This window comes from Allobacillus halotolerans (assembly GCF_018967645.1).
In the GTDB taxonomy this organism is placed as follows: Bacteria; Bacillota; Bacilli; order Bacillales; family Alkalibacillaceae; genus Allobacillus; species Allobacillus halotolerans.
The window spans coordinates 1-26,656 of the sequence record NZ_JAHLZF010000020.1 but is presented as its reverse complement, the minus strand read 5'-3'; the positions used below and the strand labels follow the sequence as shown (position 1 = coordinate 26,656).

At 40.0% G+C, this 26,656-nt stretch carries 32 protein-coding genes, 2 pseudogenes and 1 riboswitch; of the genes and pseudogenes, 15 read left to right on the top strand and 19 right to left on the bottom strand.

The window, feature by feature from the left end; genetic code table 11:
• Positions 1-6 precede the first annotated feature (6 nt).
• Positions 7-933 carry a 1,4-dihydroxy-2-naphthoate octaprenyltransferase gene (gene menA, locus KQ486_RS11820; RefSeq protein ID WP_216687729.1) on the bottom strand — a complete coding sequence of 309 codons (927 nt, stop codon included), beginning with the start codon at positions 931-933 and terminating at the stop codon, positions 7-9.
• A gap of 48 nt (positions 934-981) precedes the next feature.
• On the bottom strand, positions 982-1,479 hold the full coding sequence (locus KQ486_RS11815) for a CopD family protein (protein WP_216687728.1): 498 nt from the start codon (positions 1,477-1,479) through the stop codon (positions 982-984).
• Positions 1,480-1,729: 250 nt separating this feature from the next.
• Here KQ486_RS11815 and KQ486_RS11810 point away from each other — a divergent pair, with 250 nt between their 5' ends.
• Positions 1,730-1,978 carry a hypothetical protein gene (locus tag KQ486_RS11810; RefSeq protein WP_144162469.1) on the top strand — a complete coding sequence of 83 codons (249 nt, stop codon included), beginning with the start codon at positions 1,730-1,732 and terminating at the stop codon, positions 1,976-1,978.
• A gap of 101 nt (positions 1,979-2,079) precedes the next feature.
• On the opposite strand, the gene KQ486_RS11805 is transcribed toward KQ486_RS11810, so the two are convergent.
• Positions 2,080-2,856 (bottom strand): SurA N-terminal domain-containing protein, encoded by a 777-nt coding sequence (locus tag KQ486_RS11805; RefSeq protein WP_144162472.1) that lies wholly within the window; start codon positions 2,854-2,856, stop codon positions 2,080-2,082.
• A gap of 260 nt (positions 2,857-3,116) precedes the next feature.
• On the opposite strand from KQ486_RS11805, the gene KQ486_RS11800 reads away from it, so the two are divergent.
• On the top strand, positions 3,117-3,314 hold the full coding sequence (locus KQ486_RS11800; protein WP_144089218.1) for a cold-shock protein: 198 nt from the start codon (positions 3,117-3,119) through the stop codon (positions 3,312-3,314).
• Positions 3,315-3,369: 55 nt separating this feature from the next.
• Here the strand turns inward: KQ486_RS11800 and KQ486_RS11795 are convergent, their stop codons facing one another.
• Positions 3,370-3,645 (bottom strand): hypothetical protein, encoded by a 276-nt coding sequence (locus KQ486_RS11795; RefSeq protein ID WP_144162475.1) that lies wholly within the window; start codon positions 3,643-3,645, stop codon positions 3,370-3,372.
• Positions 3,646-3,923: 278 nt separating this feature from the next.
• Positions 3,924-5,522, bottom strand: a complete 1,599-nt coding sequence (locus KQ486_RS11790; RefSeq protein WP_144162478.1) for a catalase — start codon at positions 5,520-5,522, stop codon at positions 3,924-3,926.
• Between the two features lie 211 nt (positions 5,523-5,733).
• Here KQ486_RS11790 and KQ486_RS11785 point away from each other — a divergent pair, with 211 nt between their 5' ends.
• Together KQ486_RS11785 and KQ486_RS11780 are read left to right on the top strand one after the other, a co-directional pair.
• Positions 5,734-6,156: an organic hydroperoxide resistance protein gene (locus tag KQ486_RS11785; protein ID WP_144162481.1), complete on the top strand. Its 423-nt coding sequence runs from the start codon at positions 5,734-5,736 to the stop codon at positions 6,154-6,156.
• An 81-nt stretch (positions 6,157-6,237) separates the two neighbouring features.
• Positions 6,238-6,978 carry a YqjF family protein gene (locus KQ486_RS11780; RefSeq protein ID WP_144162484.1) on the top strand — a complete coding sequence of 247 codons (741 nt, stop codon included), beginning with the start codon at positions 6,238-6,240 and terminating at the stop codon, positions 6,976-6,978.
• A 148-nt stretch (positions 6,979-7,126) separates the two neighbouring features.
• Here KQ486_RS11780 and KQ486_RS11775 read toward each other — a convergent pair whose 3' ends face one another.
• Together KQ486_RS11775 and KQ486_RS14570 are read right to left on the bottom strand one after the other, a co-directional pair.
• Positions 7,127-7,489, bottom strand: coding sequence for a SpoIIAA family protein (locus KQ486_RS11775; RefSeq protein WP_144162487.1), 363 nt, complete (start codon positions 7,487-7,489; stop codon positions 7,127-7,129).
• Positions 7,490-7,611: 122 nt separating this feature from the next.
• On the bottom strand, positions 7,612-8,259 hold the full coding sequence (locus KQ486_RS14570) for a 3D domain-containing protein (RefSeq protein ID WP_144162490.1): 648 nt from the start codon (positions 8,257-8,259) through the stop codon (positions 7,612-7,614).
• 392 nt (positions 8,260-8,651) lie between these two features.
• Here KQ486_RS14570 and KQ486_RS11765 point away from each other — a divergent pair, with 392 nt between their 5' ends.
• Positions 8,652-9,224 carry an NADPH-dependent FMN reductase gene (locus tag KQ486_RS11765; RefSeq protein WP_144162493.1) on the top strand — a complete coding sequence of 191 codons (573 nt, stop codon included), beginning with the start codon at positions 8,652-8,654 and terminating at the stop codon, positions 9,222-9,224.
• Between the two features lie 112 nt (positions 9,225-9,336).
• On the opposite strand, the gene KQ486_RS11760 is transcribed toward KQ486_RS11765, so the two are convergent.
• The 3 genes from KQ486_RS11760 to KQ486_RS11750 all read right to left on the bottom strand — a co-directional run bounded on the left by KQ486_RS11760 (position 9,337) and on the right by KQ486_RS11750 (position 11,722).
• Entirely contained in the window at positions 9,337-9,579 is a 243-nt protein-coding gene (locus tag KQ486_RS11760) for a YkuS family protein (protein ID WP_144162496.1), read from the bottom strand.
• Between the two features lie 113 nt (positions 9,580-9,692).
• Positions 9,693-10,463 (bottom strand): enoyl-CoA hydratase, encoded by a 771-nt coding sequence (locus tag KQ486_RS11755; protein WP_144162498.1) that lies wholly within the window; start codon positions 10,461-10,463, stop codon positions 9,693-9,695.
• Entirely contained in the window at positions 10,463-11,722 is a 1,260-nt protein-coding gene (locus KQ486_RS11750; protein ID WP_144162501.1) for a helix-turn-helix domain-containing protein, read from the bottom strand. The genes KQ486_RS11755 and KQ486_RS11750 overlap by 1 nt, the downstream gene beginning before the upstream one ends.
• 119 nt (positions 11,723-11,841) lie before the next feature.
• Positions 11,842-12,024, top strand: a riboswitch (cobalamin riboswitch).
• A gap of 126 nt (positions 12,025-12,150) precedes the next feature.
• On the opposite strand from KQ486_RS11750, the gene KQ486_RS11745 reads away from it, so the two are divergent.
• The gene (locus tag KQ486_RS11745) at positions 12,151-13,152 is read left to right on the top strand and encodes an ABC transporter substrate-binding protein (RefSeq protein ID WP_216687727.1); all 1,002 of its coding nucleotides are present in this window, start codon (positions 12,151-12,153) and stop codon (positions 13,150-13,152) included.
• 3 nt (positions 13,153-13,155) lie between these two features.
• On the top strand, positions 13,156-14,214 hold the full coding sequence (locus KQ486_RS11740) for a FecCD family ABC transporter permease (protein ID WP_144162507.1): 1,059 nt from the start codon (positions 13,156-13,158) through the stop codon (positions 14,212-14,214).
• Here the strand turns inward: KQ486_RS11740 and KQ486_RS11735 are convergent.
• The gene (locus KQ486_RS11735; protein ID WP_216687726.1) at positions 14,211-14,426 is read right to left on the bottom strand and encodes a hypothetical protein; all 216 of its coding nucleotides are present in this window, start codon (positions 14,424-14,426) and stop codon (positions 14,211-14,213) included. The two genes, KQ486_RS11740 and KQ486_RS11735, sit on opposite strands and share 4 nt — an antisense overlap.
• A gap of 46 nt (positions 14,427-14,472) precedes the next feature.
• On the opposite strand from KQ486_RS11735, the gene KQ486_RS11730 reads away from it, so the two are divergent.
• From KQ486_RS11730 to KQ486_RS11720, 3 genes are all read left to right on the top strand, one after another.
• The gene (locus KQ486_RS11730; protein WP_216687725.1) at positions 14,473-15,246 is read left to right on the top strand and encodes an ABC transporter ATP-binding protein; all 774 of its coding nucleotides are present in this window, start codon (positions 14,473-14,475) and stop codon (positions 15,244-15,246) included.
• A gap of 74 nt (positions 15,247-15,320) precedes the next feature.
• Positions 15,321-16,145, top strand: a complete 825-nt coding sequence (locus KQ486_RS11725) for a DUF368 domain-containing protein (RefSeq protein ID WP_144162513.1) — start codon at positions 15,321-15,323, stop codon at positions 16,143-16,145.
• Positions 16,146-16,255: 110 nt separating this feature from the next.
• The gene (locus KQ486_RS11720) at positions 16,256-16,783 is read left to right on the top strand and encodes a GNAT family N-acetyltransferase (protein WP_216687724.1); all 528 of its coding nucleotides are present in this window, start codon (positions 16,256-16,258) and stop codon (positions 16,781-16,783) included.
• 41 nt (positions 16,784-16,824) lie between these two features.
• On the opposite strand, the gene KQ486_RS11715 is transcribed toward KQ486_RS11720, so the two are convergent.
• The 3 genes from KQ486_RS11715 to KQ486_RS11705 form a co-directional block, all read right to left on the bottom strand.
• Positions 16,825-18,609, bottom strand: a complete 1,785-nt coding sequence (locus KQ486_RS11715) for a M3 family oligoendopeptidase (protein ID WP_216687723.1) — start codon at positions 18,607-18,609, stop codon at positions 16,825-16,827.
• Between the two features lie 583 nt (positions 18,610-19,192).
• Positions 19,193-19,873, bottom strand: coding sequence for a VOC family protein (locus KQ486_RS11710; protein WP_144162522.1), 681 nt, complete (start codon positions 19,871-19,873; stop codon positions 19,193-19,195).
• A 24-nt stretch (positions 19,874-19,897) separates the two neighbouring features.
• Positions 19,898-20,902 (bottom strand): LLM class flavin-dependent oxidoreductase, encoded by a 1,005-nt coding sequence (locus KQ486_RS11705; RefSeq protein WP_144162525.1) that lies wholly within the window; start codon positions 20,900-20,902, stop codon positions 19,898-19,900.
• A 248-nt stretch (positions 20,903-21,150) separates the two neighbouring features.
• On the opposite strand from KQ486_RS11705, the gene KQ486_RS11700 reads away from it, so the two are divergent.
• Positions 21,151-21,354: a hypothetical protein gene (locus KQ486_RS11700; protein WP_144162528.1), complete on the top strand. Its 204-nt coding sequence runs from the start codon at positions 21,151-21,153 to the stop codon at positions 21,352-21,354.
• 46 nt (positions 21,355-21,400) lie between these two features.
• On the opposite strand, the gene KQ486_RS11695 is transcribed toward KQ486_RS11700, so the two are convergent.
• Positions 21,401-21,643, bottom strand: coding sequence for a GlsB/YeaQ/YmgE family stress response membrane protein (locus KQ486_RS11695; RefSeq protein WP_144162574.1), 243 nt, complete (start codon positions 21,641-21,643; stop codon positions 21,401-21,403).
• A 369-nt stretch (positions 21,644-22,012) separates the two neighbouring features.
• Between KQ486_RS11695 and KQ486_RS14415 the strand changes: the two are divergent.
• Positions 22,013-22,276 (top strand): annotated as a pseudogene (locus tag KQ486_RS14415) (KGG domain-containing protein); the annotation flags it as partial.
• Between the two features lie 120 nt (positions 22,277-22,396).
• Positions 22,397-22,546: pseudogene (locus KQ486_RS14410) on the top strand (glucose starvation-inducible protein B); the annotation flags it as partial.
• An 87-nt stretch (positions 22,547-22,633) separates the two neighbouring features.
• On the opposite strand, the gene KQ486_RS11685 reads toward KQ486_RS14410, so the two are convergent.
• The gene (locus KQ486_RS11685) at positions 22,634-23,245 is read right to left on the bottom strand and encodes a class I SAM-dependent methyltransferase (protein ID WP_216687722.1); all 612 of its coding nucleotides are present in this window, start codon (positions 23,243-23,245) and stop codon (positions 22,634-22,636) included.
• Between the two features lie 178 nt (positions 23,246-23,423).
• Here KQ486_RS11685 and KQ486_RS11680 point away from each other — a divergent pair, with 178 nt between their 5' ends.
• Both KQ486_RS11680 and KQ486_RS11675 read left to right on the top strand, forming a co-directional pair.
• Positions 23,424-23,663, top strand: coding sequence for a glutaredoxin family protein (locus KQ486_RS11680; RefSeq protein ID WP_216687721.1), 240 nt, complete (start codon positions 23,424-23,426; stop codon positions 23,661-23,663).
• Positions 23,664-23,718: 55 nt separating this feature from the next.
• Complete coding sequence (locus KQ486_RS11675) at positions 23,719-24,012, top strand: YppG family protein (protein WP_216687720.1); 294 nt, start codon at positions 23,719-23,721, stop codon at positions 24,010-24,012.
• A gap of 132 nt (positions 24,013-24,144) precedes the next feature.
• Here KQ486_RS11675 and KQ486_RS11670 read toward each other — a convergent pair whose 3' ends face one another.
• Genes KQ486_RS11670 through KQ486_RS11660 form a run of 3 tightly spaced genes read right to left on the bottom strand, consistent with a single transcriptional unit; the run spans position 24,145 to position 26,537 of the window.
• The gene (locus KQ486_RS11670; protein WP_216687719.1) at positions 24,145-24,990 is read right to left on the bottom strand and encodes a DegV family protein; all 846 of its coding nucleotides are present in this window, start codon (positions 24,988-24,990) and stop codon (positions 24,145-24,147) included.
• A 15-nt stretch (positions 24,991-25,005) separates the two neighbouring features.
• Positions 25,006-25,911 carry a DMT family transporter gene (locus tag KQ486_RS11665; protein ID WP_144162542.1) on the bottom strand — a complete coding sequence of 302 codons (906 nt, stop codon included), beginning with the start codon at positions 25,909-25,911 and terminating at the stop codon, positions 25,006-25,008.
• Between the two features lie 29 nt (positions 25,912-25,940).
• The gene (locus tag KQ486_RS11660; protein ID WP_144162544.1) at positions 25,941-26,537 is read right to left on the bottom strand and encodes a rhomboid family intramembrane serine protease; all 597 of its coding nucleotides are present in this window, start codon (positions 26,535-26,537) and stop codon (positions 25,941-25,943) included.
• Positions 26,538-26,656: the final 119 nt, after the last annotated feature.

Genomic DNA, 26,656 nt, shown 5'->3' with positions numbered 1-26,656 from the left:
AGAATGTTATAGCAATGTAATTCCAATTAAGAATCCAGTGATAAACAATAGACTAAATGCCCAATGATGGACGGCGGCATGTTTCATACCAGCTAACTCTTCAGCTCTTGTGGCATCCTTTCGGTAAGATGTCACAAGTCTGATTGCTAATGGTATCGCTAAAATGGAGAGAACAACCGTCCATGGTAGGTAATCCCCCAAGACTAATAAAAACATGGTTAGATAGCCAAACATGAGGATAACCGTAAGTAACTTAACCGCATTTCTTTTTCCAAGTAAAATTGGGATTGTCATACGGTGATTGGTGTCTTTTTGAATATCACGAATATTATTTGTCAGGATCATCGTGGAAATCATCCAGGCGAAAGGCAGAGCGATTAAAAAAGCGTGAAAACCAGGGTGCTCGCCTTGAATCCATAAAGAGACGAACAGAGGGGCTGGGCCCATAAAAATAAATGCCGTCACTTCACCAAGTGCCATTGAAGACAATGGGCGGGGACCACCAGAATATAGCCACCCAGCAATCATTCCTGCAACTCCTACTAAAACGATCCAAAAAGTTGTCAGTATTGCAAGCCACAGTCCAATCAATGAGGCGATTGCCAGCATCAATGCTGCGACTTTCGGTAAAGAATCATGACTCGGTCCGTGGACGATTCCGGAGTCTTCAATAGGCTGAATCCATTTCTCCTGATCCTGCCCTCGCTTGAAATCATAATAGTCATTCAGCATGTTAATCGAACCTTGAACGAGTAATATGGCAAAAAGAAACAGTATGAAAATTTCTATTTGAAAAGTATGATGTTGTATCGACAAAACAGCTCCTGCAGATGCAGGAGCAATCGTTCCGGTAAACGTTAGTGGCCGAAAAAGATGAAACCAAGAATGTCGGTAATGGTATAGCTCGGCCGGATGCTTAATCGCTAAACTCATCTGCATCATCCTCTCTAACATGCCTTATCGTTTATATAACCCACATTACTAGATTTGAAGCATCAATGCGATGATTCCTAGAAAGCCGATGACTTCAACACCTGCGACTAGTGCAGTAAATCGAAAAGCGCGGTTCAATGGAGTGCACATATCTTTTTTGGCTAAATTCCATATCGTATTATCTTCTAATACATTCATTGTTTTTCGGAACCCAATCAAAGAACCCCAAAGTAATACGAAAACAGCTAAAAAGAAGGCAGCAATGAACTTACGCCCATACATTGTTGTATATAAATCACTCCATTGGTCAATTGGCCCGAGGATGGTACCGAGTAGAATACCTGTGAAAATGACACCGATCCCTTCAATGACAAATAACCAATGCGTATGTTTCATCAAAGCAGTTAAAAACGTACGTTGTTGGGCCCGATCTAATTTATTGGAAGCGGGATAGACTGCCCACCCGACAAACATAACCCCTCCGACCCATAAGATTGCTATGACAATATGCAACCAAAGCACTGTTTGATACATTGTCCATATCATCGGATACCCTCCTCATTTCTACCCTCAATATGATCGTATCAACGTTTGACGCTCATTTCCTTGATGTAAATCAAGAAACGTAAAATGGAACTGTTTTCCAAGTGCAAATATTCACATAATATTAATAAACGCTGATAAATATTAAGGAGTTCCATGATATAATAGAACTAGAGAGGGAAGGTATTCCGCTCTATATCCGACAAACTTTGTAAAGACATTTTACTCTTCAAAATAATAGGAGGGGGTTCATATGTTTTTGGATAGACAATATCAGTATGATGAAGGAATTGATCGGATGATGAATGAAGGTGGCGTATTCCATCCGGATGTGTTGAATGAGCTTAATGATCAAGCCCACTTAGTGGAGCACGAATATATTTACAACGAAGGAATTGACCGGTTAGTCAACGAGGGAGGTTTATATATCCCGATGATCCAGGAAAGGAATGAATGGTTTGTTGAACCGATGGAACTTGTGTTGGCTGAAAATGAATTATAATCCATAAAAAAATCTGCACTGCTAATCAAAATAGCGTGCAGATTTTTTATATGTAAACGATAAAAGCATGAAGTGCGAGGCACTCCATGCTTTTGATTACGTTAGATCAATATTTCAATCTCTTGTTTTTCACGTAGCTCGTCAATGTACTTTTGTTGCTGCTCTTGAGCTTTCTGTGACTGTAGTTGTTGTTCTAATTGAGGTTTCATTGTTTCAAAGTCTTGTACTTCTTGTTCCATTTCTTTAGCTTGTGATTCGTAATTTTCATACGCTTCTTGTAGTTCTTCTTCTGTGACATCGGCATCTTCAATATTTTCTTCCATGAATTTATTGATCACAATGTTTCTTTTAATGTCATTTTTGATCTCTTCTTCTGTAACGTCATTTTCTTCAAAAACTTCTTGAACATCATCTGTTTCATACTGTTCTTTCAGTTGAGTCACTAGCTCATCATAATTTGATTTAACTTCATCTTCAGATGCTTCAATACCGTTTTCTTTTGCAGATTGCTCGATGACTTCTGTATTGATTAACTGATCTAAAGCAGTCTGTTGAATGCCTTCTTTATTTTCGTCAATGTTCATGCCATACATTTGATACTGTTGCTGAATAGCATTTACGTTTAGTGCAAGTTGTTCATTTGTGATTTCTTCTCCGTTTACTTTTGCAACAACGTCAGGAAATTCATCTGCTTTTACTTCTTCGACTTCTTGCTGACCTTCATTGTTTTCGCCTTCAGCATTTTCTGTTTGTTCAGTATTCTCATTTTCGGATTCGTTGGCGTTTTCACCATTCTCGTTATCCCCATCGTCACCACCGCATGCAACCGCTACAATGGATAAAAGTAACAATACGCTGATGAGAAATAATTTTTTCATATAAAATAACCCTTCCTTTGAGTGAATTAAATTAGGTACGACCTGAATTTTAGCACACGGTTCCAACAATATACAAGCTTTAACAGGAATTGAAATTAAAATGTAATATATTTCTTTTCACTTGCTTTTTTACTGGAGGCGAGTTATAGTAGTAAATGTACGAAATGATTCGATTCATTGTTTACTTGGGTGGCCTCTCTTTAGGAAGTCAAAGTAACAAGATCCAATTGTTTTGTAGTATTTTAAAGGAGGTCATTCATATGACAGGTACAGTAAAATGGTTTAACTCAGAAAAAGGTTTTGGCTTCATCGAGCGCGAAGATGGCGACGATGTATTCGTACACTTCTCAGCAATCCAAGCTGAAGGTTTCAAAACTTTAGAAGAAGGTCAAACAGTAGAGTTCGAAATCGTTGAAGGCGATCGCGGACCACAAGCAGCTAACGTTGTTGCTCAATAATGACTATACAAGATGTACGCTTACGGGCGTGCATCTTTTTTATTTATTTGTACTTTTATTCACCGTTTTTCAGAGACAGCGTCTTGATTTGAATGATTACGTACATAGTTTGAACGGTTGGCTTATTGATTTGAACGGTCACGCGCGTGGTTTGAACGGTTAGCCCCCTGCTTTGAACGGTCACGCGCGTATTTTGAACGGTCAGCTCCCTGCTTTGAACGATCAGGCACGTCATTTGAACGGTTAGTCGATTGGTTTGAACGATCAGGCACGTATTTTGAACAGTCAGCTCCCTGCTTTGAACATTCACGCGTGTAGTTTGAACGATCACTCTATTGAACAGTCAGCTTGGCGCCTTGGACAGTCATAAGCTCTCTCAAAGCATGCAATAGGCCTGCCAAGTTCTCTCCGGCAGACTTTAATAGAATAGTTTGGCAGTGCAGGAAGCTGGTGGCTGTTTGACAATGCTTTAAATACATAAATATCGTCCGTTGGTTCAAAGCAGGGGAAGTCGCTAGCTCAAGTATATCGCGCATTTCACCATGTTAAATTCGGGATGATTAATAAAAAAGATCTCCAGTTCAATAAAAAACTGGAGATCTTGCTATTTTAATAAGGATCTGCTTCATGTCCTTCTCGCTCTGCTTTTTCAGTAGCTTCAGATGCCGATGTGTTTCCTATAGGGCCTCTACTTGAATCATCCATCCCATTCTTCGCTTTTTCAAGACCTTCACGTAATCGGAGTCCATATTCTTCGTCGGCTTCTTCTGCGAGCTCCATCCAACGATCTTGGATTCGTTGATCGCATACAGATAAATCATTGACAAGATTGGAAATCAACTCTGCTTTTTCCCATTCTTCAAACTGTCTGAACGTCTCACCAGCTTGTTTGGTGTTACTTGTCCGATCAATGGACTCGCGTGTTAAGTTTCCTTCGACATATGGTTCATGATCCTTGCCATATGGTTCAGCTTCTTCATAGCCACCCAAAATGGATGGTTCATAGTTTATGGCAGGATTCTTACTCGGCTCACGATCGACCTCATAACGCATGTTGCCGCCTTCTTGGTTGGTATTCACTTCTGTCCTTGCACGGTTAATTGGCAATTGTAAATAATTTGCTCCAACACGGTGTCGTTGTGTATCGGAATAAGAGAAGGTACGCCCTTGCAGCATTTTATCATCAGAGAAATCAATGCCATCAACCAATACACCCGTACCGAATGCAGATTGCTCAACTTCCGCAAAATAATCATCAGGATTCTTGTCGAGCACCAACTTTCCGACAGGAAGCCATGGAAATTGGTCCTCTGGCCAAAGTTTTGTATCGTCTAGCGGATCAAAATCAAGTTCCGGATGCTCTCCGTCCTCCATAATTTGAACATATAGCTCCCATTCTGGATAGTTTCCTTCTTCAATGGCTTCGTACAGATCTTGCGTCGCATGGTTGAAGTTTTGTCCTTGAATTTCTTCTGCTTCTTTTTGTGTCAGATTCTTAATTCCTTGATTTGGCTCCCAATGAAATTTCACCAAAACAGCTTTGCCATCATCATTCACCAATTTGTAAGTATTCACACCAGAACCTTGCATTTGACGGTAATTTGCTGGAATCCCCCATGGAGAGTGAATGAATGTGACCATGTGAAAAGTTTCCGGTGAACTCGCGCAGAAATCAAAGAACCGTTCAGGGTCTTGAATATTTGTCACAGGGTCCGGCTTGAATGCATGAATCATATCTGGAAATTTCATTGCGTCACGGACGAAAAAGATTTTTATGTTATTTCCAACTAAGTCCCAATTTCCGTCTTCTGTGTAAAATTTCACTGCAAAGCCGCGTGGGTCCCGTAATGTTTCCGGTGAATGTGTACCATGGATGACGGTTGAAAAACGGACAAACACAGGGGTTCGTTTACCTTTTTCTTGGAAAAGTTTCGCTCTCGTGTACTTGGATGCAGGTTCATCACCAATTTTTCCATATGCTTCGAAATAGCCATGCGCACCGGCACCTCTGCCATGTACGACACGCTCGGGAACCCGTTCACGGTCAAAGTGACTGATCTTTTCGATGTAATCATAATTTTCCAATGTGCCTGGCCCACGATTACCGACAGTTCGGATATTTTGATTTTGTGTTACCGGATGACCTTGTCGGTTAGTCAGCCTTTCCTTATTCTTCTCCTGTTTACTACGATCGGATTTGTCTGCCATGAAATCCTCCTGGAAAGGTATTTCTTCTATTATTTAACATAGAAGAGCTATATGTATGTTTTCCCAACCAACAAGAATTTAATCGGATTTTTGCCGAAGATTTCTGACATTTCATTTGAAGTACGCAGTCTGTTCATTTATGGTTAAAGTAAACAACATAAGGGAAAAGTTCATAGAAACCAAAAAATCCAACCGAAAAGGAGTGTTGACGATGAGTAACGAATTGTTTACAACAAAAGCAACAGCAAAAGGTGGAAGAGATGGTCACGTAAAATCAGAAGATGGTGTCATTGACTTAAATATTGTCATGCCTACAGAAAATTCGAATGAAACAGGTACGAACCCTGAACAACTTTTCGCGGCTGCTTATTCCTCTTGTTATGATGGTGCGTTGAATTTGGTTGCCAAGCAAAAGAATAAAAAAATCGATACGGTCACAACAGCAGAAGTCAGCTTTTTGAAAGAGGGAGAGAGCGGTTTTAAGATTGCCGTTAAATTAGTGTCTGAATTTAATGGTGTCGCTCAAGATGAGGCAGAAGAGTTAATGAAAGAAGCACATCAAGTATGCCCTTATTCCAAAGCGACAAGAGGAAACGTCGATGTTGAATTAGAAGCAAAATCAAATGAATCCTAAATGCAATTCAAAAAGGCTGTCCATTAACAAAAAGGACAGCTTTTTTGTACATAATCTTTGTTCATCTAAAGGGTGGCTTCTATGTATGAAGAAATTTTAAAAGAGACCGCTCATCGCAAAACGATTTTCCCAGATAGTCCGTGGATCGCTAGTCAGTTATGGAAAGATCTCTTATTCATCAATTATCCTGTGGATCCTAAAGCCGTTCAGACGCTGCTTCCGCAGGGATTGCAGTTGGATACATTTGAGGGAAAGGCATGGATTACGGTACTCCCGTTTAGCATCAACGATTTTACTTTGAGGACACAGTCCCTGAAAGGAATAAATACTTTCTTAGAATTAAATGTCCGAACATATGTCACTCATAATGGAAAACCGGGTGTATATTTTTTCAATCTGGAAGCGGAACACCCTGTAGCAGTATTGGGGGCACGCTTTCTGACCTTACCTTATTATTTGGCGGAAATGTCTCTAGAAAAGAACGAGAGGGAAGGCATCCATTATTATCAAAGTAAAAGAATGATGAATTATCAACGCCTATTTGTCGGGCAATTTAAGCCATCAGAAAAGACTTTTTCAGTAGGAAAAGGTAGTTTGGCGAAATGGCTAGCAGACCGCTACTTTTTGTATTCCACGCTCGGAAACCGGCTCATCGAAGGGCCAATTCACCATAGACCGTGGAAAGTGGCTGATGTGGATGTATCAATCCGACGAAACGGAATGCTGCCCCAATTGCCTGATGGTTCGATTCTTGAAGAACCGTATTGCTTTTACGCTTACCAAAAAAGAGCGTTGTTTTGGCCATTTCGTTTTTCCGATTAAAAAAAGAGACTGGGACAAACGTGTCGAGCCGCCCGACAAATGCATCACACCGTCAAGAATTTCATGGCGAATTGCTCCAATTCCAAAGAAATTCTCAATTGATGCATCAATACGTTTCTTCTGTCCCAGTCTCTTCGTTTGTTCTATATTATTCCTTCTCCATAATCCAGCCCCATGCTTCTTCTACTTCGTCTTTATTAAAATGCTTCGTTTCAACACCTGGCAATAGTGAACCAATATTCGTCGCAGCCTCTATCCAATCCTTATCACTAATGAACGCAAGACGTTGAAATTGATCCCATCGCTTTGTGTCAAACTTCATTCCTTCCAGAGCCCCTTTAAAGGTTGTGCTCTCAACTTCATCCATATATGCGACGACATTAAATGGCTGGTCATCACCAAAATTTTCCTCTACATACTGGCTGAGTCGTTCGGCGTCAGTTTGACTGACTTTACCTTCTATTCCTAAAGCGATCGTTTGATCATCTCTACTTTTTAAAAAAGAAAACATGCGAATGCCTCCTTATTGCCGTTCAGGTTTTTGAGTAAGGCAATTTTTTATCCCTTTCCCTTGAGGAGGGTGATTGAAACAAGAAAGAAGCCAATTGTAGTGAACAATTGGCTCGGAATAAGTTATTCGATTACTTCTATTTTCACTTCCCGGACACCGTACCGCATTGCTTCTTCATGAGAAGGGATGAAAAGATCAATACGTTTTCCTTTAATCGCTGAACCTGTGTCACCAGCAATTGCTGTTCCATAACCTTCAACCCATACTTTCGATCCAAGTGGGATCACATTTGGATCAACCGCAATCACTTTTTGGTTCGGATTCGCACGTAAGTCGATTCCTGTTCGAGTTACACCACTACAACCATCACAATAAGCTGTGTATGCTGTTGCAGTGACATAGAGTGTTTGGTTGTTCGATTCTTGTTGACTGGCTTGTACAATTTTACCCTTTGATTTTTCTTGGCTAGATTGCGCCGTCTGTTTGTTTGCTGCTTCTTGTACGGGTTTCTTCTTTACAGCAGTTGGCTGCTCTTTAACAGCTTCTTTCATTGCTGCTTGATTCATTGCTAGTTTATCTTTTTCATCTAAGCTTAACTGTGCTGTTGCTAATTGTCCGACCGTCTGTTGATTATCGATAGTTTCAGCTTGTACACTGGATTCCTGATCTGCTTGGTCACTTTGACCGGTTACAACAGCAACCGTTAACATTGTCAAACAGATTAAAACGAGACTGACCAATCCGATATTTTTTTTAATAGATTGATGCATGAAAATCCCTCCGAATATTTTAATGGTTGGCTTTTAAGGCCAAGGATTCTACCCTGCACGCAAATGCCATCCACTGATTATTTAGTCACAAGTAGGATTCTATCAAATAATGACTACAGACTAGTTTCAATCAAACCACAGAATGAAAACAATCTCTTAACAAAGCATGTAATGAAACATAATAGTCTGAAATCTGATAAGATAGAAATGGATATTCCGTATAGATTGGATTGCATGTGCGTAATCCTATCATTTCCAACTCGTTCAAAGTTTATAAGTTAACGAGTTAACTATTTGAATAAAATTCGTTTACGTAAGAGAGATAGTGTAATAGAAAACGAATAAAAAATGAAAATAAATGGAAGGTACAGATAGAGAGGGGTTTGGTTTTTTTGAATATAATACTGATCAATGGAACGGTGACAGGTGAGAAACCAAAAGTTCTATTAAAAGAAATTGAACATTATTTAAATGAAGGAAATTATTCGTATGATGTGGAACAACTATCATTGGATCAATTAACACTCGAGCTTGCGGATGGTCGATCAAAAGAAAAATACAATGAAGATACACAAGAAGCCATCGCTAAAATGGAAGCTGCAGATGGCTATATTATTGCTACGTCGATTTTCCAAGGATCAATCCCAGGCTCTTTTAAAAACTTGTTAGATTTAATTTCGCCGAAAACGATGCGATACAAGCCCGTTTCGGTTATCGCAAATGGAGGAACTTTTCAGCATCACTTGGTCATTGAGAATCAATTAAAACCAATTTTAAGTTACTTTCGTTCATTGGTAACGCCGAATTATGTTTATGCGCATAGCGAGCATTTTACAGAAACAAATGAATTGATCAATGAAGATGTCATAAGCCGTCTCAAAGAGATGCTTCGAATTTTTGATCTTTATATGACAATGAGTGTCGAAGCAAGAAAAGGCAATAACTTTGGACATGAATTTTATTAATTCGTCAGTAAATGACTTATCAATCGTTATCAACATTTAAGCAATCAAAAAAGCCAGTCGGATTGACTGGCTTTTTACATGTCTATTGATTTGTCCATAGACAATGGAACCATTAAGTACGAAAAAGTTCATTCACTTCCTGGACAACTTCATTGGCATTTTTACCATCACAATTAATTACAGTTGCCTGCGTCGTTGCATCACTCATTCCCATGACATTTTGATCTTGACCAGAAATGCAACAACAATCACAGTCATTTGCTTGATCTGATTCAAGTGACACAACTTCATGTCCATCCTTCTGTAGTGCTTGTTTTACGTTCGTCAACGTATCTTCTACAGCAACTCTTGCCATCTATAACACCTCCAATAATAATCTCGTCAATTATTATTGGAGGGGAGCGCAACGATTATACATATCGAATAAATAGCGTGCTTTCCTGGATGGTTACTTAATACATCAATAAACTACTCACCACGAAATTCGGGCTTTCGCTTCTCCATAAATGCTTTAATTCCTTCTTGGTGGTCTTTGGTTTGCCTCATGGCAACTTGACCTTCAGATTCGCCTGCTAAGTAAGACTCAAGCTTATTGAGGTTTTCTTGATGGTAAATTGTCTTCGTTCGAATCATGGCGCGTAATGGTGCGCCTTGTAATTTTTCTACGTATTTTTGAGTGGCTTCTTCTGCGTTTTCAGTTGCAAGGTCGACAAGGCCTAATTTCTCTGCTTCTTCGGCTTGCATCATTTTGCCTTCCCAGATCATTTGCTTAGCTAAATGTGTGCCGAGTCGTTGCTCCATGAAAAAGTGCCCGCCACCGTCGGGAATCAACCCAATGCCAATGAAATTCATGGCAATTTTGGCTTCTTTTTGAGCGATAACATAGTCTGCAGCTAATGCCAAACTTAAACCGAGTCCAGCAGTTGCACCATTTAACATCGAGATAGTGATTTTCGGCATGCTATAAAAGGTTTTAACTGTTTTCTCAATGGTGTCCATAATCTTTTTGAAGTCACTAGGATCGTCATTATCAAGCATCATATTAATGTCGCCGCCCGCTGAAAAAGCACGGCCTTCACCAGTCAGAATCACAATCTGTGCTTCACTTTGACTGACCTCTTCCATTTTGGTGGCCATTTCCTCCAACATTTCCTGGTTCATCGAGTTCATCTTGTCAGGTCGATTCAATGTGATTTTAGCGACTTTTTCTTCATACTGTACAGTTACTGTATTACTCATTACACCTCATCCTTTACGTGATTAAATTGATCAATCAAAAATTTATAATAATCGGCTGCTTGCTTATAATCGCCGTTATCATAAGATTGGTGTCCCAGAATTAAAGAAAGTTCTTTGATTGTTTTCTTCTCACCTGAATGTTGGAAATAAGGCAATAGAACATTTTTAGCCTTTTTCAGGAATTCAGGGTCTTTTGTTTTGTTATATATTTGATGTTTGAGTACATAGAATTGGTATTGGAATTTCAAGTATTTCACTTCTCTAAGGGCTTCTTCACCTTTATTAAGAAACTTGATGGCTTGCTTATCATTATCGTTCAAATAATGAATTTTTGCTTGCATGTAAAAGGCTTGAATTTTGTCGTATAAGTTATAATCATATTTGTTTAACTGTTCCATATAAGAAATGGAACGATCATATTCTTCCATATAAAAATAAAGAATGGCTAAGTTATGCTTAACACGTCGCTGGACGTCGGGCAAATCCCCCATTGGTTTCGAATGTAACACTTGCAAAAAATATTTTTCTGAAACGTCATAAGCTTCCAGCAACATATAATTAACACCAAATAAAATATAACAATCGGTAACATTCGTATATAAGAAGTCTGATTCGAATTGATCCTTAGCGATTTGACAGTAATAATTCGATTGGGCCGGCTTCCGGATTCTAGTCAATGAAAGAGCAAGTAAATAATAGATCTCTGTATCTTTGATTGTCCATTTCACTGACATTGCTTTCGCTGTTTCAAAATGATTGAGAGCTTTATTTGGTTGTGCTTTGTAATTGTAATAAAGGCCAATAACCTTGTGGAAAAGGTAAAGCTCTTCTTTTTCAAAACGATTTTCCAAACGCAGGACCTCTTGGTACATTTGTTCAACTTTTTCATTTTCTCTTGTTTGAATGATGAAATAAAAATATACCAATTGAAAGATGTTCAATGCTTCCGGTGCGTGAAAAGGTGTGAGGATTCGTTTCAATTCATCAATAGATTCTTTTGCCGCTTCATAATCTTTTTCTTTGATCCGCTTATATAGTTTTAAAATTTTACGGATAATTTGGTGGTTATCGCTATGCGTGATGTCATCGTAACTGATGTCTAACCGGTCAAATAACAATCTCGCTACGTCTTCTTTCGGCGTGATCATCTCGTTTTCTATTTTGCTTAGATAAGATACAGAACAAATGCCATCCGCCATCTGTTTTTGCGTATAACCTTTTTTGGTACGATAGTATTGTATGATGGCACCAAGATCCATATTTCTTCACCTTACTTTTTCCAGTTAACTATATATTACCATACTTTTTTGAATATTAATAAAAGGATAGATATTATCTTGACGAAAATAATTGCTCGAATTATGATGAATATACAATCGTATAATCGAAACGTGTAGGTGTGAGTATTACGACTCACATAATAGGGAAGATCGGTGTAAATCCGACGCGGTCCCGCCACTGTAATGAGAAGCAAACCATCGAACCACTGTTTTTTAAAAATGGGAAGGGATGGAATGCAATGACTCTAAGCCAGGAGACCTGCCTATTTGTTTTGGCTTCAATCCTTCGGGTCAAAGGATCGCCTGCGCATCGATATTGTTATGTATGCTCTGGCTCCTTATGACAAAGGATTCAGAGCTTTTTTATGCGAAAAATACAATAATACTGATGAGAGAGGAAGTATAACATGAAGATGGGAAGTTGGAAAAAGTTTTTAATCCTATTGGTCATGGCATTCGTTATTGGGTTAGCGGCTTGTCAAGGTGGAGACGACACATCAAATGAGGGAGAAACGCAAGTAGAGGAAAATGAATCAAGTGAGGAAACGTCGGAAGAAGAGGCGCAAGATGATGAAGAGAGTGCAGCCTCCGAATCTGTAACCTTAACAGATAAATCAGGGGAAGAAGTAACCATTGAAGAAGAACCTGAGCGAGTTGTGACAGTCATCCCAAGTGCGACTGAAATTGTGTACGCTGTTGGTGGTGGCGACAAAGTCGTAGGTGTAGATGAATGGTCCAACTATCCGGAAGAAGTAACCGATATTGAAAAAGTCGGTGACATGAACTTAAATTTCGAAAAAATTGTCGAACTAGAGCCAGATTTGGTAGTGGCTGATTTAAATAATGGAGATGATATTCAAGCACTACGGGACAAAGGCTTGAAAGTTATTGTACTCGGTGCACAAACATTGGAAGAAACTTATGAGGATTTACGTTTAGCTGGTCAAGCGGTTGGAACAGAAGAGAAAGCCAATGAGACCGTCGAAAATATGCAAAACAGAATAGAAGAAATTGAAAAGAAAACGGCCGAGCTCTCTGAAGACGAAAAGAAATCCGTCTGGTTTGAGATTGATCAAGAATTATTTACAGCTGCAGAAAATACATTCATGAATGAGCTGCTACAAATCGCTGGTGGTAAAAACATCATGGCTGGAGAAGAAGGCTGGCCACAGGTGAACGAAGAAGTGGTGATTGAAGCGAATCCTGATGTGATCATCACCACATACGGCTACTACATGGAAGACGTCGAGGAACAAGTCCTTGCACGAGAAAACTGGAAAGATGTAACGGCTATTCAAAATGAAGAAGTCCATAATATCGATAATGATCTTCTGTCACGTCCTGGTCCACGGTTGATTGAAGGACTTGAACAATTAGTAAACATCCTTTATCCCGATTTAATGGAGTAACCAATGAAACATCCAACATCGACCCACTCGTTTGGAAAAGTTGCTTTTTGGTCAATTCTTTTATCGATTCTATTATTGATCGTGATGAGCCTATCCATTACGTTGGGTGCAGCAAGTATTGATTTTATTGTTGTTTGGAAAGTCGTTCTCTCAAAAATTCCTATTGTTCAAAACTGGGTTTCGGTTGATTGGAAGGAATCAACCGAAACAATTATTTGGGATATCCGGCTGCCAAGGGTCATTTTAGGTGCTTTGGTGGGTGCGGCATTATCATTGGCAGGAGCAATTTACCAAGGTGTATTGCGTAACCCACTTGCAGATCCTTTTATTTTAGGTGTTTCGTCAGGCGCTTCATTCGGTGCTGCTTTAGTGATGGCTTTCGGCTGGCAAATTGCATGGTTAGGAAAATTCACCCTACCTTTCGTGGCGTTTTTAGCAGGTCTTGCTTCTTTAATGATTGTGTATTATTTAGCAACGGTTGAGCGGAAAATGCGGGTTGAAACGTTGATTTTATCAGGTGTCGTCATCCAAGCTTTTTTAGGCGCATGTTTATCATTAATTATGGCATTATCGAACGAGCAGCTACAAACGATTGTTTTTTGGATGATGGGAAGTCTAACATTAACAGACTGGAGCTATACTCAGGTGGTTTTTCCAGTCATTTCGATCGCTGTTGTCATCGCTTATTTTTTCTCAAGAGATTTGAATATGCTTGGTTTAGGAGAAGAAGCGGCACATCATAGCGGTGTTTCTGTGCAACGCTCACGAATTATTATGTTGGTTTTGGCTTCATTGATTACAGGAGCGGCCGTATCTGTATCCGGAGCCATTGGATTTGTCGGTTTGGTCATCCCACATATTATCCGTTTGATTTTCGGAGCGGATTACCGCATGATCATTCCATTAAGCGTAATCGGTGGTGCAATTTTTCTCGTCGGAGCTGATGCTTTTGCGAGAACAGTGATGCAGCCGAGAGAGCTTCCCTTAGGCATCATTACAGCATTCTTGGGCGCACCCTTCTTCGCTTATTTATTGCGGAGAGCTAGACGTGGCTATTTCTAGAGATCGAGATGGAAGATGCCTGTTTGAGCGGTTAGCGTTAATCTATGAACGGTTAGAATGCTTCTTTGAACGTTCAGCGTTGTGTTTTGCACATTCAGACGCCTAGATTGAACGGTTAGAACGCCTTTTTGAACGGTCAGCGTCATCATTTGAACGTTCAGACGCTTTCTTTGAACATTTAGCACCTGGCGGACGACTTTAAATTTAAACAACAGTCTTTAACGGATCCTAATTTAACTAAAAAGGATGAGGAGCATCATGTTATCAATCCAGCAAGTGACTAAAAAAATAGAAGATAAAAGCCTCTTGGACAATGTTTCTTTTGATGTGCCTAAAGGCAGTTCAATTGGATTGATTGGCCCGAATGGTGCAGGAAAATCGACCTTGATGAAATTGATTTCTGCTTATGAAAAGCCTACGGGTGGAAGCATTACTTTTCACGGTCAAGACGTCCAGCATTGGAATGTAAAAAAACTGGCGCAAAGGATTGCTGTATTGACACAAGAAGGACTAGCCGCCTATCCTATTAAAGTTTTTGATGCCATTCTCCTTGGACGTTATCCACACTTGGGTTTTTTCCAACGAGAGAGTAAAAAGGATTATGAGTTAGTGGAAGAAGTCTTGGCATTCACCTCACTGACCGATTTGAAAGATCAATTTCTTGATACCCTTAGTGGGGGAGAGAGGCAGCGTGTCGCAATTGCCAAGGCGATGGTTCAGCAACCGGAATTACTGTTATTAGATGAACCAACGACTTTCTTGGATATCGGTCATCAGTTGAACATCTTAAGATTAGTCAAGGAATGGCAACGTAAAGATAACTTGACGGTCATCATGGTGATGCATGATTTAAATCTAGCTTCCCAATTTTGTGAGGAACTGATCTTGATGAGTGAAGGGAAAGTCGTTCGCTCGGGGAGTAATGAAGAAATTATTGACTCAGACTTACTGAAAAATGTTTACCATACGACGCCTGAAATTATTCGTCATCCAAAATCAAATGTACCCCAAATTCTCTTAGGACATTTTTAAAAAACATGGGCATATGCTAGTCTTATCTAGTATAATATTGAAAGTGTATGAAGAAGAGAAATGGGGATTAACATATGATTGAATGGAAAAATCTATATCGTGGTGCGCTTATGGGAGCGAGTGATATCGTTCCGGGTGTGAGCGGAGGCACGATTGCTGTTGTTTTAGGGATTTATCAACGCCTGATTGAAGGCATTAATGGCATATTTACGCGTGAATGGAAAAAACATTTGGCATTCTTAGCACCGTTAGGCGTTGGTGTGTTAACTGCTGTCTATTTTTTCAGTGGAATTATTAACTGGTTATTAAATAACTATCCGCATCAGCTGATATTTGCTTTTCTCGGATTGATTGCCGGTGTAATTCCATTTCTATGGCGTCAGGCAGATGGAAGTCGTCAGTTTCAAGGTTCTCATTATTTGACTCTTTTACTAGCAGCGATCTTTGTAGGTTCGATGGTCGTTTTCCGTGGCGATGAATCAATCACCCCGATGACAGAATTTGAAGGCATGGATTACCTCATGTTATTTCTATCCGGCTGGTTAGCGAGTTCAGCAATGATTCTCCCTGGAATTAGTGGCTCGTTCTTATTGTTGCTCATTGGTATGTACAAAACCTTTACCCATTCTATCGAAAATCTCGTAATCGAAGCGTTAATCCCATTAGGTTTAGGGATTGTACTTGGGTTATTGATCATGAGTAGAATCATTCGTGTGTTGTTTGATCGGTTCTATTTCCATATGTATGCGTTGATCATAGGCTTGGTCATCGGTGCATTGGTCGTCATTTACCCTGGATTCGAATTGGATAAGATGCGAAACATCGTAAGCGTAATTTGCTTAATTGGTGGGTTGATTGCAGCTTATGGTTTAGGAAAATTGGAATTGACAGAGGAATAAAAAATCATTCTACATTTGATTCGGAACAGTTCATCGCAGTTTAGCGTGGACTGTTTTTTTATGAATTTTTCTGATAAAAACGCTTGACGTATGGAGAATTAACCCTTTAAATGGATAAAGATATAAGGGGTGAGACAGATATGATCCGACAAGCGAAGCCTGAAGATTTAGAATGCATTAAAGCGGTAGCAAAGCGGTCGAAAAGAAAAATGAATGATGAAGGAAACCCGCAATGGAATGGTTCATATCCTGAGGCATTTTATGAAGATGACATACATAACAGGCAGTTATACGTATATGAAATTGGTGGAACGATTGTAGGGGCCGTGTGCATCAGTACAGAAGGACATGAAGAATATGCTGAGATACCTTGGACATATAAGGAACCGTATTTATGCATGAAACGGCTGGCGGTTGATCCGGACTATCAAGGGAAAAGCATCGCGCAGTCCTTTTTTCGTTTTACAGAGGAATTGGGTAAGGAAAAGGGTATCCATTATATATGCGCAGATACAAATGCGATCAATGAAGCGGCTTTACGATTATTTAACCGAGCAAATTATCAATTTGTTATCGAAAAATACCAAGAAGGAGAGCCGTTTCCTTTTAGATATTATGAAAAGAAAATCCATTCATAAATAAATCCTAGTCGGGTCATAAGCCCAACTAGGATTTTATTTTAGTCAGTCAATCGCAAATATTCTTCTACATCTTTTTCGCAAAGTTCGATGCCTTTCTCCCAGAAAGATTCTTTTGTAATGTCTGCACCTAAATGTTTCTTGGCTAAGTCTTCTGTCGTCATTCGCGCTGTATCTTGAAGCAATGCGATATACTTGTCCTCATAATCCGTTCCTTCTTCCAATGCTTTCGCATAGATCGCGAGCGAGAAGAGGTAACCGAATGTGTAAGGGAAGTTATAAAACGGCACGCCGGTAATGTGGAAATGAAGCTTATTGGACCAATAACTTGGACTTGTTGTCGCAATCGTATCGACATAAGCTTCTCGTTGAGCTTCATCTGTTAAAGCGTTCAGTCGATCTGCCGTAACAAAACCATTTTTCCGCTCTTCATAAAAACGGGTTTCGAATAAAAAGCGAGAATGAATATTCATGAAGAAAGCGACACTTCGTTGAATTTTATCTTCTAGCAAAGCAATTTTATTTTCTTCTGATTGAGCTTCTTTGACAGATGCATCCGCCACGATCATTTCCGCAAAAGTCGAAGCCGTTTCAGCGACGTTCATCGCATAGCGACGATTCAACGGATGAACATCACGGAGAACATAACTATGATAAGCGTGACCAAGCTCGTGAGCGAGTGTCGCCACATTCGACATGGAGCCACTATAGGTCATAAAAATCCGCGATTGATTGCTGAGTGGCAGACCTGTGCAAAATCCACCTGGCCGTTTCCCTGATCGATCTTCTGCTTCGATCCATCGGTCTTCAAAAGCCATCTTCGCAAAGTCGGCCATTTTTGGACTGAAGGTTTGGAAATGCTTTAAGATAAATTCAGCGCCTTCATCATAGGAAAGTTTTTGGTTATTATCCTGTGTCGAAGCATTCAGGTCATACCAATCAAGCTGCTCTTTCCCCAATAATTTCGCTTTGCGTTCAAGGAATTTTACGAATGTAGCTTTATGTTTGGTAATGGCACCCCACATCGCATCGAGTGTTTCCTGCTGCATCCGGTTATAATCGAGCGGCTCTTTCAACACATTCTCCCATCCACGTTTTTCGTAGACATTCAACCGGAAACCAGCTAAATGGTTGAGCGTTCGGGCGAATAGGGCCTCTTTACTCTTCCATGCATCTTCTAATTTTTCATAGACTTCTTTACGAACCGTAGGATCTTCATGTGATAAGAGATTGTTCGCTTGTCCGACAGAAAGTTCTTTTTCCTCCCCATCGACTGTTACATGAACGGTCATTTGACCAACAATCGTATTGTACATTTGTCCCCAAGCATGGTATCCGTCAACGGAAAGAGCTGAAATGAGCGATTCTTCCTTTTCGGAAAGCTGCTCCTTCGCTTTTGCTCGCCACTCTTCTAAAACAAAACGAAAGTCGGACAATTGCTCGTCTTGGATTAGCTGTTCCCAAACTGTCTGCTCTGTCTTGGCTAGCTTTTGTTCCAATGAATTAAAAGCTGAACTAAAGGTAGCTACAATTTGCGTGACTTCACTACGAAGCGTGTTTGCTTGTGTATCATTCATATCCTGCGCTTCCAAGCAACTGATGAATCCACTCGCCTGGCTAATATGCATTTGAATCGTTGACCCTTCTTCTAGCAATTGAGCGACAGAACCAGCAGCACTCTGATTTGTAGGTGTTTCAAACGTTTGTAACTTACCTGCGAATTGATCGACCTTAACCTTTGTTTCATCTAAATGAGCTCTTAATTGTGGAGAATCACTACCACCTTCAAAAAAGACATCCAAATCCCAAACCTGTGAATAGGCCATAAACTTCCCTCCGAAACTTCTTAATTTTCTAAACACATTCTATTGTAGCAAAAAAATTATTCCGAATAAATAATATTTCGAGAATAGAAATAAATACTTTTGTGTGAGAGTAGTAAATGCGGTGATTTTGTCATATCTAGAGGGGACTTCCGTGTTTGATGATAGCTCTCAACGACGGAAGGGAGAAAAAAGCGAGTTCTTCCGTGTTCGATAGAGGCTCTCAACGACGGAAGGAAGAAAAAAAGGTGACTTTCCGTGTCCGACAAGGGCTCTCAACGACGGAAGGGAGAAAAAGGCGAGACCTTCCGTGTTCGACAAGGGCTCTCAACGACGGAAGGGAGAAAAAAAGGTGACTTTCCGTGTCCGACAAGGGCTCTCAACGACGGAAGGGAGAAAAAAGCGAGCCCTTCCGTGTCCGATAGAGGCTCTCAACGACGGAAGGGAGAAAAAAGCGAGTTCTTCCGTGTCCGACAAGGGCTCTCAACAACGGAAGGGAGCAAAAAAGAAGTCCTTCCGTGTTTGATAATAGCTCTCAACCACAGAAGGAAGAAAAAAGCCGGGTTTTTCCGTGTTCAAAAAATATCTAGGATGAAAACTTTTGAAATCGAATAGATTCAAATTGTGCTACGATGTTGTTTCCTTGCTTGACTTCAATTTCTCCATTTTCCAAATGAAATAAGGAGTTGGTTCTCTCCGATAGCCCGTAAATTTCCTTCAGCTTTTTCTTATACTCCATAGGCTGATTAACAGATAGTTGAATTCTCGAAAATGTCACCTCATTAAGCTGACTAAGATCCGTCGGTTGGTTCCCCTCGCCAGACCATTCAATCAAAAAAGGAAGGGGAGCTTCGTCGAATGAATAAGTAGGAAATAACATTCGCCATTCGAGCACACTGCCATCCGCGCGTACTCGCCTGCCGGGAAATGGTCCTTTATAGGCGATGCCTTTCTTTTCAAAATGGTCGATAAAAGTATCGATATTTTCCACACGAAGGGCGAACTGAATCGGCCCTTTCGTATGTTGCACGCTCGCATGTACGGTGTGCTGAATCAATGGGTTATCCGAAGTTTCAGCTAACGCTTGATCGCGAATGCCAATCCATTCAACATAACTGTTATTCTTCATAAATGCTAAATGGTTATACGTTCCCCAATCCTTGTGTTCGCCACCTTGAACGGCTTGAAGTTGATGATTGTTCTCAAAATCGGAAGCATCCAGAGCAGGATCATTCGAAAAAATGACAAGGTGATCAAATGCAACCATCTCAAAAACCCCTTTTCATATGATTTACTTTCTATTTAACTGAAAAGCTTGAGCCAATTTCTCATAACTTTCTAATCGTTTCTCAAATGGGTACACAATGATATTGGCAATGATTTCATCAATTTGAAAATCTGCTGCCATCTGCTCCAACTGCTGTTTGACACTTTCGACATTCCCGACGATCATACGATTTCGATTATACTTCACTCGTTCGGCTTCGAAATAAGAAAACGTATAACGCTGGGCTTCTTCCGGAGACATAAAATGATTTCGAATTTGACCTTGATCAGCCATCAATAAAGATACATCAAGAGAGGAGGCGAGATACTCTGCTTCTTCCTCTGTATTACCAACGACCGTAAATACAGCGGCACTTGCGCTCGGTTCTTTTTGTCTTTCAGAAGGAATGAAATGGTCATAATATTGCTGGATCGCTGCTGGACCTCCATCCGGATTAATAAATTGAGCGAATGTATAATTGGCACCGAGTTCACCAGCAAGTCCGGCGCTTGAACCACTAGAACCTAAAATCCATACTGGCGGAACTGTCGGTCCAAGCGGTGTTGCGTATGCTTGATAACCTTCAGGACTTCCGCCTTCTAAGTAAGAAAGAAGGTCAGCGACTTGCTTAGGGAAAGATTGAACGTCAGGATATTTTCCTTTGTTCAATGCATAGTTTACACCAGGCATCCCGCCCGGAGCACGTCCAACTCCGAGGTCGATTCGTCCAGGATACAGACTCTCCAATGTTCTGAAAATCTCTGCCACTTTGTATGTGCTGTAATGTGGCAATAAGACGCCGCCTGTTCCTACTTTAATTCGTTCAGTCGCTTGAGCGATGATTCCAGTCAATAATTCTGGTGTTGAGCCAGCTAAACTTTGAGCACTATGGTGTTCGCTCATCCAAAAACGTTTATATCCTAATTGATCAACTCGTTTGGCGAGTTCTATTGTTTGTTGAAGTGCCTCTTGTGGGCTACTCCCTTGTAAAATGGGTGATTGATCTAAAACACTTAATTGAATTGCCATCACGACACCTTTCTTTTTTAAAAGACTATGTTTATAATTATTTTAGAATGACATACGCTTTTCAATCATTATGCTTTAAACGTTTATGAATATACTTAATTGAAAGAAAGGATCTTTCGATGTCCGATAAAACGATAACCTGTATTCGATGTAAACAATCGATTGGGAAAAAATCTAATCTTGTTGTGTCCAATATGAAGATGGTGTTGCGGCCCTTTCATGAAAAATGCTTTAAAGAGCATGTGAAGATGAAACGTGAACAGGCGTCTATGTTTTTTGATGCGATGCCGCTTAACGGTACCTATGGCAACGTGATGACGTTGATTTTCTTATTATTGATTATTAGTTTTATACTCGTTTTTGAAGTTCCGATTTTTGTGTATGTGTTGTGTGTAATCTATCCATTGTATCGATTGAGTAGCTGGCTAATCTATGAAAGAAAATTAACGTAAAGAAAAAGCACGAATGGAAATGAGTCCATTCGTGCTTTGTTTCATTTTATCTAATTGCTTTAAGAATAATGCTTAAGATCGCAACAAAGATCAACGCACCGATGATGGCTGGAAAGATTGCGATATCTGCAATGACCGGCCCGAATGATCCCATTAGAGAGTGACCGATCCATGCCCCAACGACACCGGCTACAATGTTACCGATGATACCACCAGGTACACCACCTAGAATCAATCCAGCAATCCAACCGATGATACCACCGACTAATAAATATAGTAAAAATCCAATCATGATTCTTCACTCCTTTTTTTATCAGTTTCTAGTAAACCTTACCCACTGGATGAGTGAGTCAAAACATCGAAACCTTCAAAAATCGATACAGGAGCAAACATTCACACCCAAGATATCGTGTTCTTACCATTAATTTTGCCACGGTTTTATGTTTCTATGTAAAAACAGGATAACAAAAAATAAACTTTGAACATTGGGATGAGTTCACGCGCGGTTAGATGTAAGTAGAATTCTTTCGTAGCAATAGATGTGCTGCAAATATAAGAGAATTCAATTATAAGGGTTTAGAAATAATTCCCACGTGGAAAATCTTTTAGTGTAGGCGATGATGATTCGCCAATCCAAATCTGAAAGGAGATGTTGAGAATGGCAGAACGTAAAAACAACAATATGTCTCTAGAAGAAGCGGGAAGAAAAGGTGGCAAAACAACAAGCCGTAATCATGATAAAGAATTCTATCAAGAAATCGGTGAAAAAGGCGGCGAAGCAACAAGCCGTAATCACGACAAAGAATTTTATCAAGAAATCGGTGAAAAAGGCGGCGAAGCAACAAGTCGCAATCACGATAAAGAATTCTATGAAGAAATTGGCGAAAAAGGCGGCAACGAAAGAGCTCGTCAAAACAAAGATTCTTAATCAGTAAATCCCGGCAAAAATGTTTAAGGAAAACACACACGTGGAATTGTTTATAATGTAGGCGTCATTAAGCCTACCGCTTATTCTTACTAATTTCGAAAGGAGATGTTAAGAATGGCAGAACGTAAAAACAACAACAAAATGTCTCTAGAGGAAGCAGGAAGAAAAGGCGGCAAAACAACAAGCCGTAACTACGATAAAGAATTCTATCAAGAAATCGGTGAAAAAGGCGGCAACGAAAGAGCTCGTCAGCGAGACAACAAATAAGTTCGTAAATAACGCATTTAAAATAAGGCTTGCGGGATGATTCCCGTGAGCCTTATTTACTTATTTTCACCGTAACATCCTTGATTATTTTTTACAAACAGCGATACCTAATGGATAACTGAGATCCTTACGACCGGGTTCAATCAATACGCCGCGTTGATAATAAAAATCTGTTTCTGCATAGTCAGTGAATAACTCTTGAAACTCCTCGACTGTTAGCTGATGGACATGGAAGGGAGAACCGACCGGCTTTCCTCTGCCTTTACCAAAAGGTGTCGAAACGATTAACGTTCCACCTGGATTCAATAAGCGATAGTAATTGTCTAGAAGGTCTTTTTCCTCAGCAATATGCTCGATCGTTTCAAAGCTGACAATCGCATCAAATGTGCCAAGCTTGTTTGGCAGCGTTGATTCGGTAGCATTGTAAATATCGAACGATGACTTCGGATGGTAATACTCCTTTTTTGCATAAGCGATAATTTCTGGATCGATATCAATCCCAATCACTTCATCAATGAATTTTTTTCGTTGTTTGGCGATCATATGGGTTCCGTAGCCTGCACCACAAGCCATGTCGAGGACTCGCCCTTCAAGATAAGGTAGGGCAAACTGGTAACGTGCGATATGCTCGAGCAATAGGTTATTCATCGGGCTCATCTTTTTTGGAATCACGCGTTCTCCTGTATCTTCAATCATTTAGATCACTCCATTCGTCATCTATTTTGGCATGGATTGACTCGTTAGGAAAGTGGAATCTACTTATAAGAATTGGAAAAATAATGGGTGGAATATTACTAAATGATTAAATTGGAGTTTAGTGTTAACAAACACCGGGAATACGATTGTTGAAATCTTATAGATTGAGGTGAACATCTTGGAGCAGTATGACATCGTTGTTTATACAAGTGAGAATTGCCAGCGAAGTAAAGATTTGCTTCAGTGGTTAGATCAATATCAACTAGACTATAAAGAAAAGAATATTACAGCAGATCGAGATTACTTAGTTGAACTGCAAGATGTAGGACAGTTTGGTACTCCGACGACATTTGTTGGAAGCCAAGCCATTTTGGGTTTTCAGCCGACGCGCTTGAAGCAAGAATTAAATCTCTTTTAATTTGCTGGAGACACACCCTTTCCATCACGAACATAGACTAATAACAGTAAAGGAAATGGGAAGGGATGATGACATGCGAGAATTGGAGCGGTTTCCACAAGACCAATTTTATCATCGCCCATATTGGACGGAGCCTTCGACCAAAAGTAGCAATAAGCATTCGTTTAAGCAATCTGGTTGGCAACGACAAGCTGTCCAGCAAGTATTAGCGGACTATTTTAAAGACGATGAAGGTGAAGTCGATATGGAAAAAGTACTGCATACAGTAGGCCATGTTGTTCGAACGACAAGAGAGATCCGTCCAATGGTAAAAAACATGCAAGATTTTGTTCGAAAAATTAAATCATAAACGGTAAAGATTAAAAGTATTGAACCAAGCGTAAGATTGATTTTTACGGTTGGAATTCTTTTGATGGACCTATACAAGCAGGAAACCCGAGCAATTTATACGGCTAAATTGCTCGGGTTTTCATTTCTTCATTTACTCCTCAAAGAATGATATGACAATTCCACCTTCGCCTGCGTATGTTGCGATCAGTGGTCCCATATCTACGAGAAATTCATTTTTCGGAGCGTATTTTTCACGAATGCTCTCCAATACATTTTTAGCTTTTTCTTCACAGTTACTATGCGCGAGGGCAATGGTTTTATTTTGAAGGGAACTTGAGTATTCACCGATTTGCTCTACAAGACGACGAAGCGCTTTTTTCTCACCTCGTATTTTTTCGGTAACCTCGATATTTCCGACTTCAGAAGCACGCATCAATAGCTTAATGTTTAAAGTCTTGGCAATCGCTCCTCTGACGCGATCCAATCTTCCGCCTTTGACAACGTTCTCGACTGTGGCTAAAGAGAAGAGTGTTGTCACTTTCTCATTTTTCTCTTTTAAATAGGTGAAGAGTTCGCGTAAATCTTGCCGTTTGCTGTGTATCGCTTCATGTAAGAGTAAGGCCAAACCGCCAGAGGCTGTTCTTGTATTGAGAACCTCGATTTGGCGATTAGGTTCTTCCTCTAAAAGCATCTTTTTTCCTATGATTGCATTTTGGTTGGTTGTACTTAATTCTTCCGTCAATGTAACCGTTAAAATCGGTGTGTTCGGATCGACCTGTTTATAGGCTTCGTAAAATGCAGTTGGGCTCGGTGCAGAAGTCTTCGGCAGATCGTCCGCAGCTCGCATTTTTTTATAATATTCATCAACTGACAATTCATCTGTCCGTATTTCCTCTTCCCCAAAATGAATGTTTAATGGAACAACAATGATATTATGCTTTTCGGCAAAGCCTTTTGGTAAATCCGCGCTTCCGTCTGTGATTAACTGAACTTTCATGAAAAATCCCCTCCGTTAAGTGTTTTTATTTATGACACGCACATTCTTTTTCTTTGTCGTGCTGAATATAAATAAGGCTAATCCAAATAGGACGATGGAGCCGCCAAGGAACTGAGACCACGTAACAAGCTCATTCAACACAAAGTAAGCGAGAACACTTGCTCCGATCGGTTCGAATAAAATCCCCATCGTAACGGTCGATGCGCTAACCCATTTTAATGCCCAGTTAAAAAGTGTATGGCCAAAGAACGTTGGAATAATCGCTAAGACGAAGAAATAAATCCATGTCTCATCTGAGTATCCAGTAAACGACTCACGAGTAATCATATTATAAATCAATAGGGTAACTGTCGTGAAGCCATATACAATGAATGTATAGGTTGCAAGAGACAACCTTTGCCGCACATTTTGGCCGAATAAGAAATAGCCAGTGATGGTAACGGCCCCCATTAAGGCAAGGAAATTACCGAAAAGAGCCATTCCGCTTATTTGGAAATCACCCCAACTGATGATGAAGCTACCAGTTAGCGCGATGAGCATACTGAATACAGCCCCACTGGTGAATCGTTCTTTAAAGAAAATATATGTGCCGATAAAAGCAAAAATCGGTTGTGTTGTAACGAGAACAGTCGAGCTAGCTACAGAGGTCAACTCCAATGATTCGAACCAAAATATAAAGTGGAACGCAAGAAAAACCCCAGCCGCAGCTGTATATAACCAATCCTGCTTCGTTATTTTGATGAATTCATCCCTATATTTCCAAAGAATTAAAGGAAGCATCATAACAACCGCTAAAAGTAAACGATAGAAAGCGATGATGGATGGTGGTGCATCCGCAAGCCTAACAAATATAGCAGAAGTTGAGACCGCCAGCACTCCGATTGCTACCGCCAGATATGGGCCCAACTTATTGTCTTTCATACAGACACTCCCTTCATTAAGTCCACCTATTATTTATTCCCAAAAACAATCGGTCCTAAAGCAACTCCTGCAATCAATCCAAACAGATGTGCATAGACGTTAATGTTGGCTCCTGTAAAGGTCATCACTAATGAAAGAACAATGATCACAAGTACGACTTGCCTGCTTTGGTGATCGATTAAATCCCTTCTGAAAAAAGATAAATATAGATACAAGCCGAACATACCAAAAATGGCACCTGATGCACCGGCATGGCTCATAAGGAGGGACCCGACATATAGAGTGAATACGTTCCCGATTATTCCCATGAACAAATATGCTAGAATGAATTTAACCTTGCCGAGCATGACTTCCAGTGCAGGTCCAAAAAGCACGAGACTGAATGTATTGAAAACTACGTGAGTAAGCGATAGATGGACAAATATTGGTGTGAAAAGCCGCCAATATTCATCTTCTACTTGAACTAAGTAATTATTTCCGATCAATAAAGCTTTCAATTCCAAGAAGCCGTTTAGTGGAATGACTTCCGTCAATAAAAATAAAATGATATGAATCGCAGCCAAAGCTGTGATGACTGGATAAAACCGGATAAATTGTTGAAAGTTTTCTGTTCGCACAAAGAACATTTTAATCACCTGACTAAATAGTACCATTTTTCTTTTATAATAGAATAAATTTCATAAATCTTAGCCCTTACAGGGCAAGGGTTTCAAAACACAAAAAAGGAAGTACCTCCCCAAAGTCT

Bases quoted from the DNA above. Each gene is read 5' to 3' on its own strand.
- menA (WP_216687729.1), bottom strand. From the start codon at position 933: ATGAGTTTAGCGATTAAGCATCCGGCCGAGCTATACCATTACCGACAT.
- KQ486_RS11815 (WP_216687728.1), bottom strand. From the start codon at position 1,479: ATGATATGGACAATGTATCAAACAGTGCTTTGGTTGCATATTGTCATA.
- KQ486_RS11810 (WP_144162469.1), top strand. From the start codon at position 1,730: ATGTTTTTGGATAGACAATATCAGTATGATGAAGGAATTGATCGGATG.
- KQ486_RS11805 (WP_144162472.1), bottom strand. From the start codon at position 2,856: ATGAAAAAATTATTTCTCATCAGCGTATTGTTACTTTTATCCATTGTA.
- KQ486_RS11800 (WP_144089218.1), top strand. From the start codon at position 3,117: ATGACAGGTACAGTAAAATGGTTTAACTCAGAAAAAGGTTTTGGCTTC.
- KQ486_RS11790 (WP_144162478.1), bottom strand. From the start codon at position 5,522: ATGGCAGACAAATCCGATCGTAGTAAACAGGAGAAGAATAAGGAAAGG.
- KQ486_RS11785 (WP_144162481.1), top strand. From the start codon at position 5,734: ATGAGTAACGAATTGTTTACAACAAAAGCAACAGCAAAAGGTGGAAGA.
- KQ486_RS11780 (WP_144162484.1), top strand. From the start codon at position 6,238: ATGTATGAAGAAATTTTAAAAGAGACCGCTCATCGCAAAACGATTTTC.
- KQ486_RS11775 (WP_144162487.1), bottom strand. From the start codon at position 7,489: ATGTTTTCTTTTTTAAAAAGTAGAGATGATCAAACGATCGCTTTAGGA.
- KQ486_RS14570 (WP_144162490.1), bottom strand. From the start codon at position 8,259: ATGCATCAATCTATTAAAAAAAATATCGGATTGGTCAGTCTCGTTTTA.
- KQ486_RS11760 (WP_144162496.1), bottom strand. From the start codon at position 9,579: ATGGCAAGAGTTGCTGTAGAAGATACGTTGACGAACGTAAAACAAGCA.
- KQ486_RS11755 (WP_144162498.1), bottom strand. From the start codon at position 10,463: ATGAGTAATACAGTAACTGTACAGTATGAAGAAAAAGTCGCTAAAATC.
- KQ486_RS11750 (WP_144162501.1), bottom strand. From the start codon at position 11,722: ATGGATCTTGGTGCCATCATACAATACTATCGTACCAAAAAAGGTTAT.
- KQ486_RS11745 (WP_216687727.1), top strand. From the start codon at position 12,151: ATGAAGATGGGAAGTTGGAAAAAGTTTTTAATCCTATTGGTCATGGCA.
- KQ486_RS11740 (WP_144162507.1), top strand. From the start codon at position 13,156: ATGAAACATCCAACATCGACCCACTCGTTTGGAAAAGTTGCTTTTTGG.
- KQ486_RS11730 (WP_216687725.1), top strand. From the start codon at position 14,473: ATGTTATCAATCCAGCAAGTGACTAAAAAAATAGAAGATAAAAGCCTC.
- KQ486_RS11725 (WP_144162513.1), top strand. From the start codon at position 15,321: ATGATTGAATGGAAAAATCTATATCGTGGTGCGCTTATGGGAGCGAGT.
- KQ486_RS11720 (WP_216687724.1), top strand. From the start codon at position 16,256: ATGGATAAAGATATAAGGGGTGAGACAGATATGATCCGACAAGCGAAG.
- KQ486_RS11715 (WP_216687723.1), bottom strand. From the start codon at position 18,609: ATGGCCTATTCACAGGTTTGGGATTTGGATGTCTTTTTTGAAGGTGGT.
- KQ486_RS11710 (WP_144162522.1), bottom strand. From the start codon at position 19,873: ATGGTTGCATTTGATCACCTTGTCATTTTTTCGAATGATCCTGCTCTG.
- KQ486_RS11705 (WP_144162525.1), bottom strand. From the start codon at position 20,902: ATGGCAATTCAATTAAGTGTTTTAGATCAATCACCCATTTTACAAGGG.
- KQ486_RS11700 (WP_144162528.1), top strand. From the start codon at position 21,151: ATGAAACGTGAACAGGCGTCTATGTTTTTTGATGCGATGCCGCTTAAC.
- KQ486_RS11685 (WP_216687722.1), bottom strand. From the start codon at position 23,245: ATGATTGAAGATACAGGAGAACGCGTGATTCCAAAAAAGATGAGCCCG.
- KQ486_RS11675 (WP_216687720.1), top strand. From the start codon at position 23,719: ATGGGAAGGGATGATGACATGCGAGAATTGGAGCGGTTTCCACAAGAC.
- KQ486_RS11670 (WP_216687719.1), bottom strand. From the start codon at position 24,990: ATGAAAGTTCAGTTAATCACAGACGGAAGCGCGGATTTACCAAAAGGC.
- KQ486_RS11665 (WP_144162542.1), bottom strand. From the start codon at position 25,911: ATGAAAGACAATAAGTTGGGCCCATATCTGGCGGTAGCAATCGGAGTG.
- KQ486_RS11660 (WP_144162544.1), bottom strand. From the start codon at position 26,537: ATGTTCTTTGTGCGAACAGAAAACTTTCAACAATTTATCCGGTTTTAT.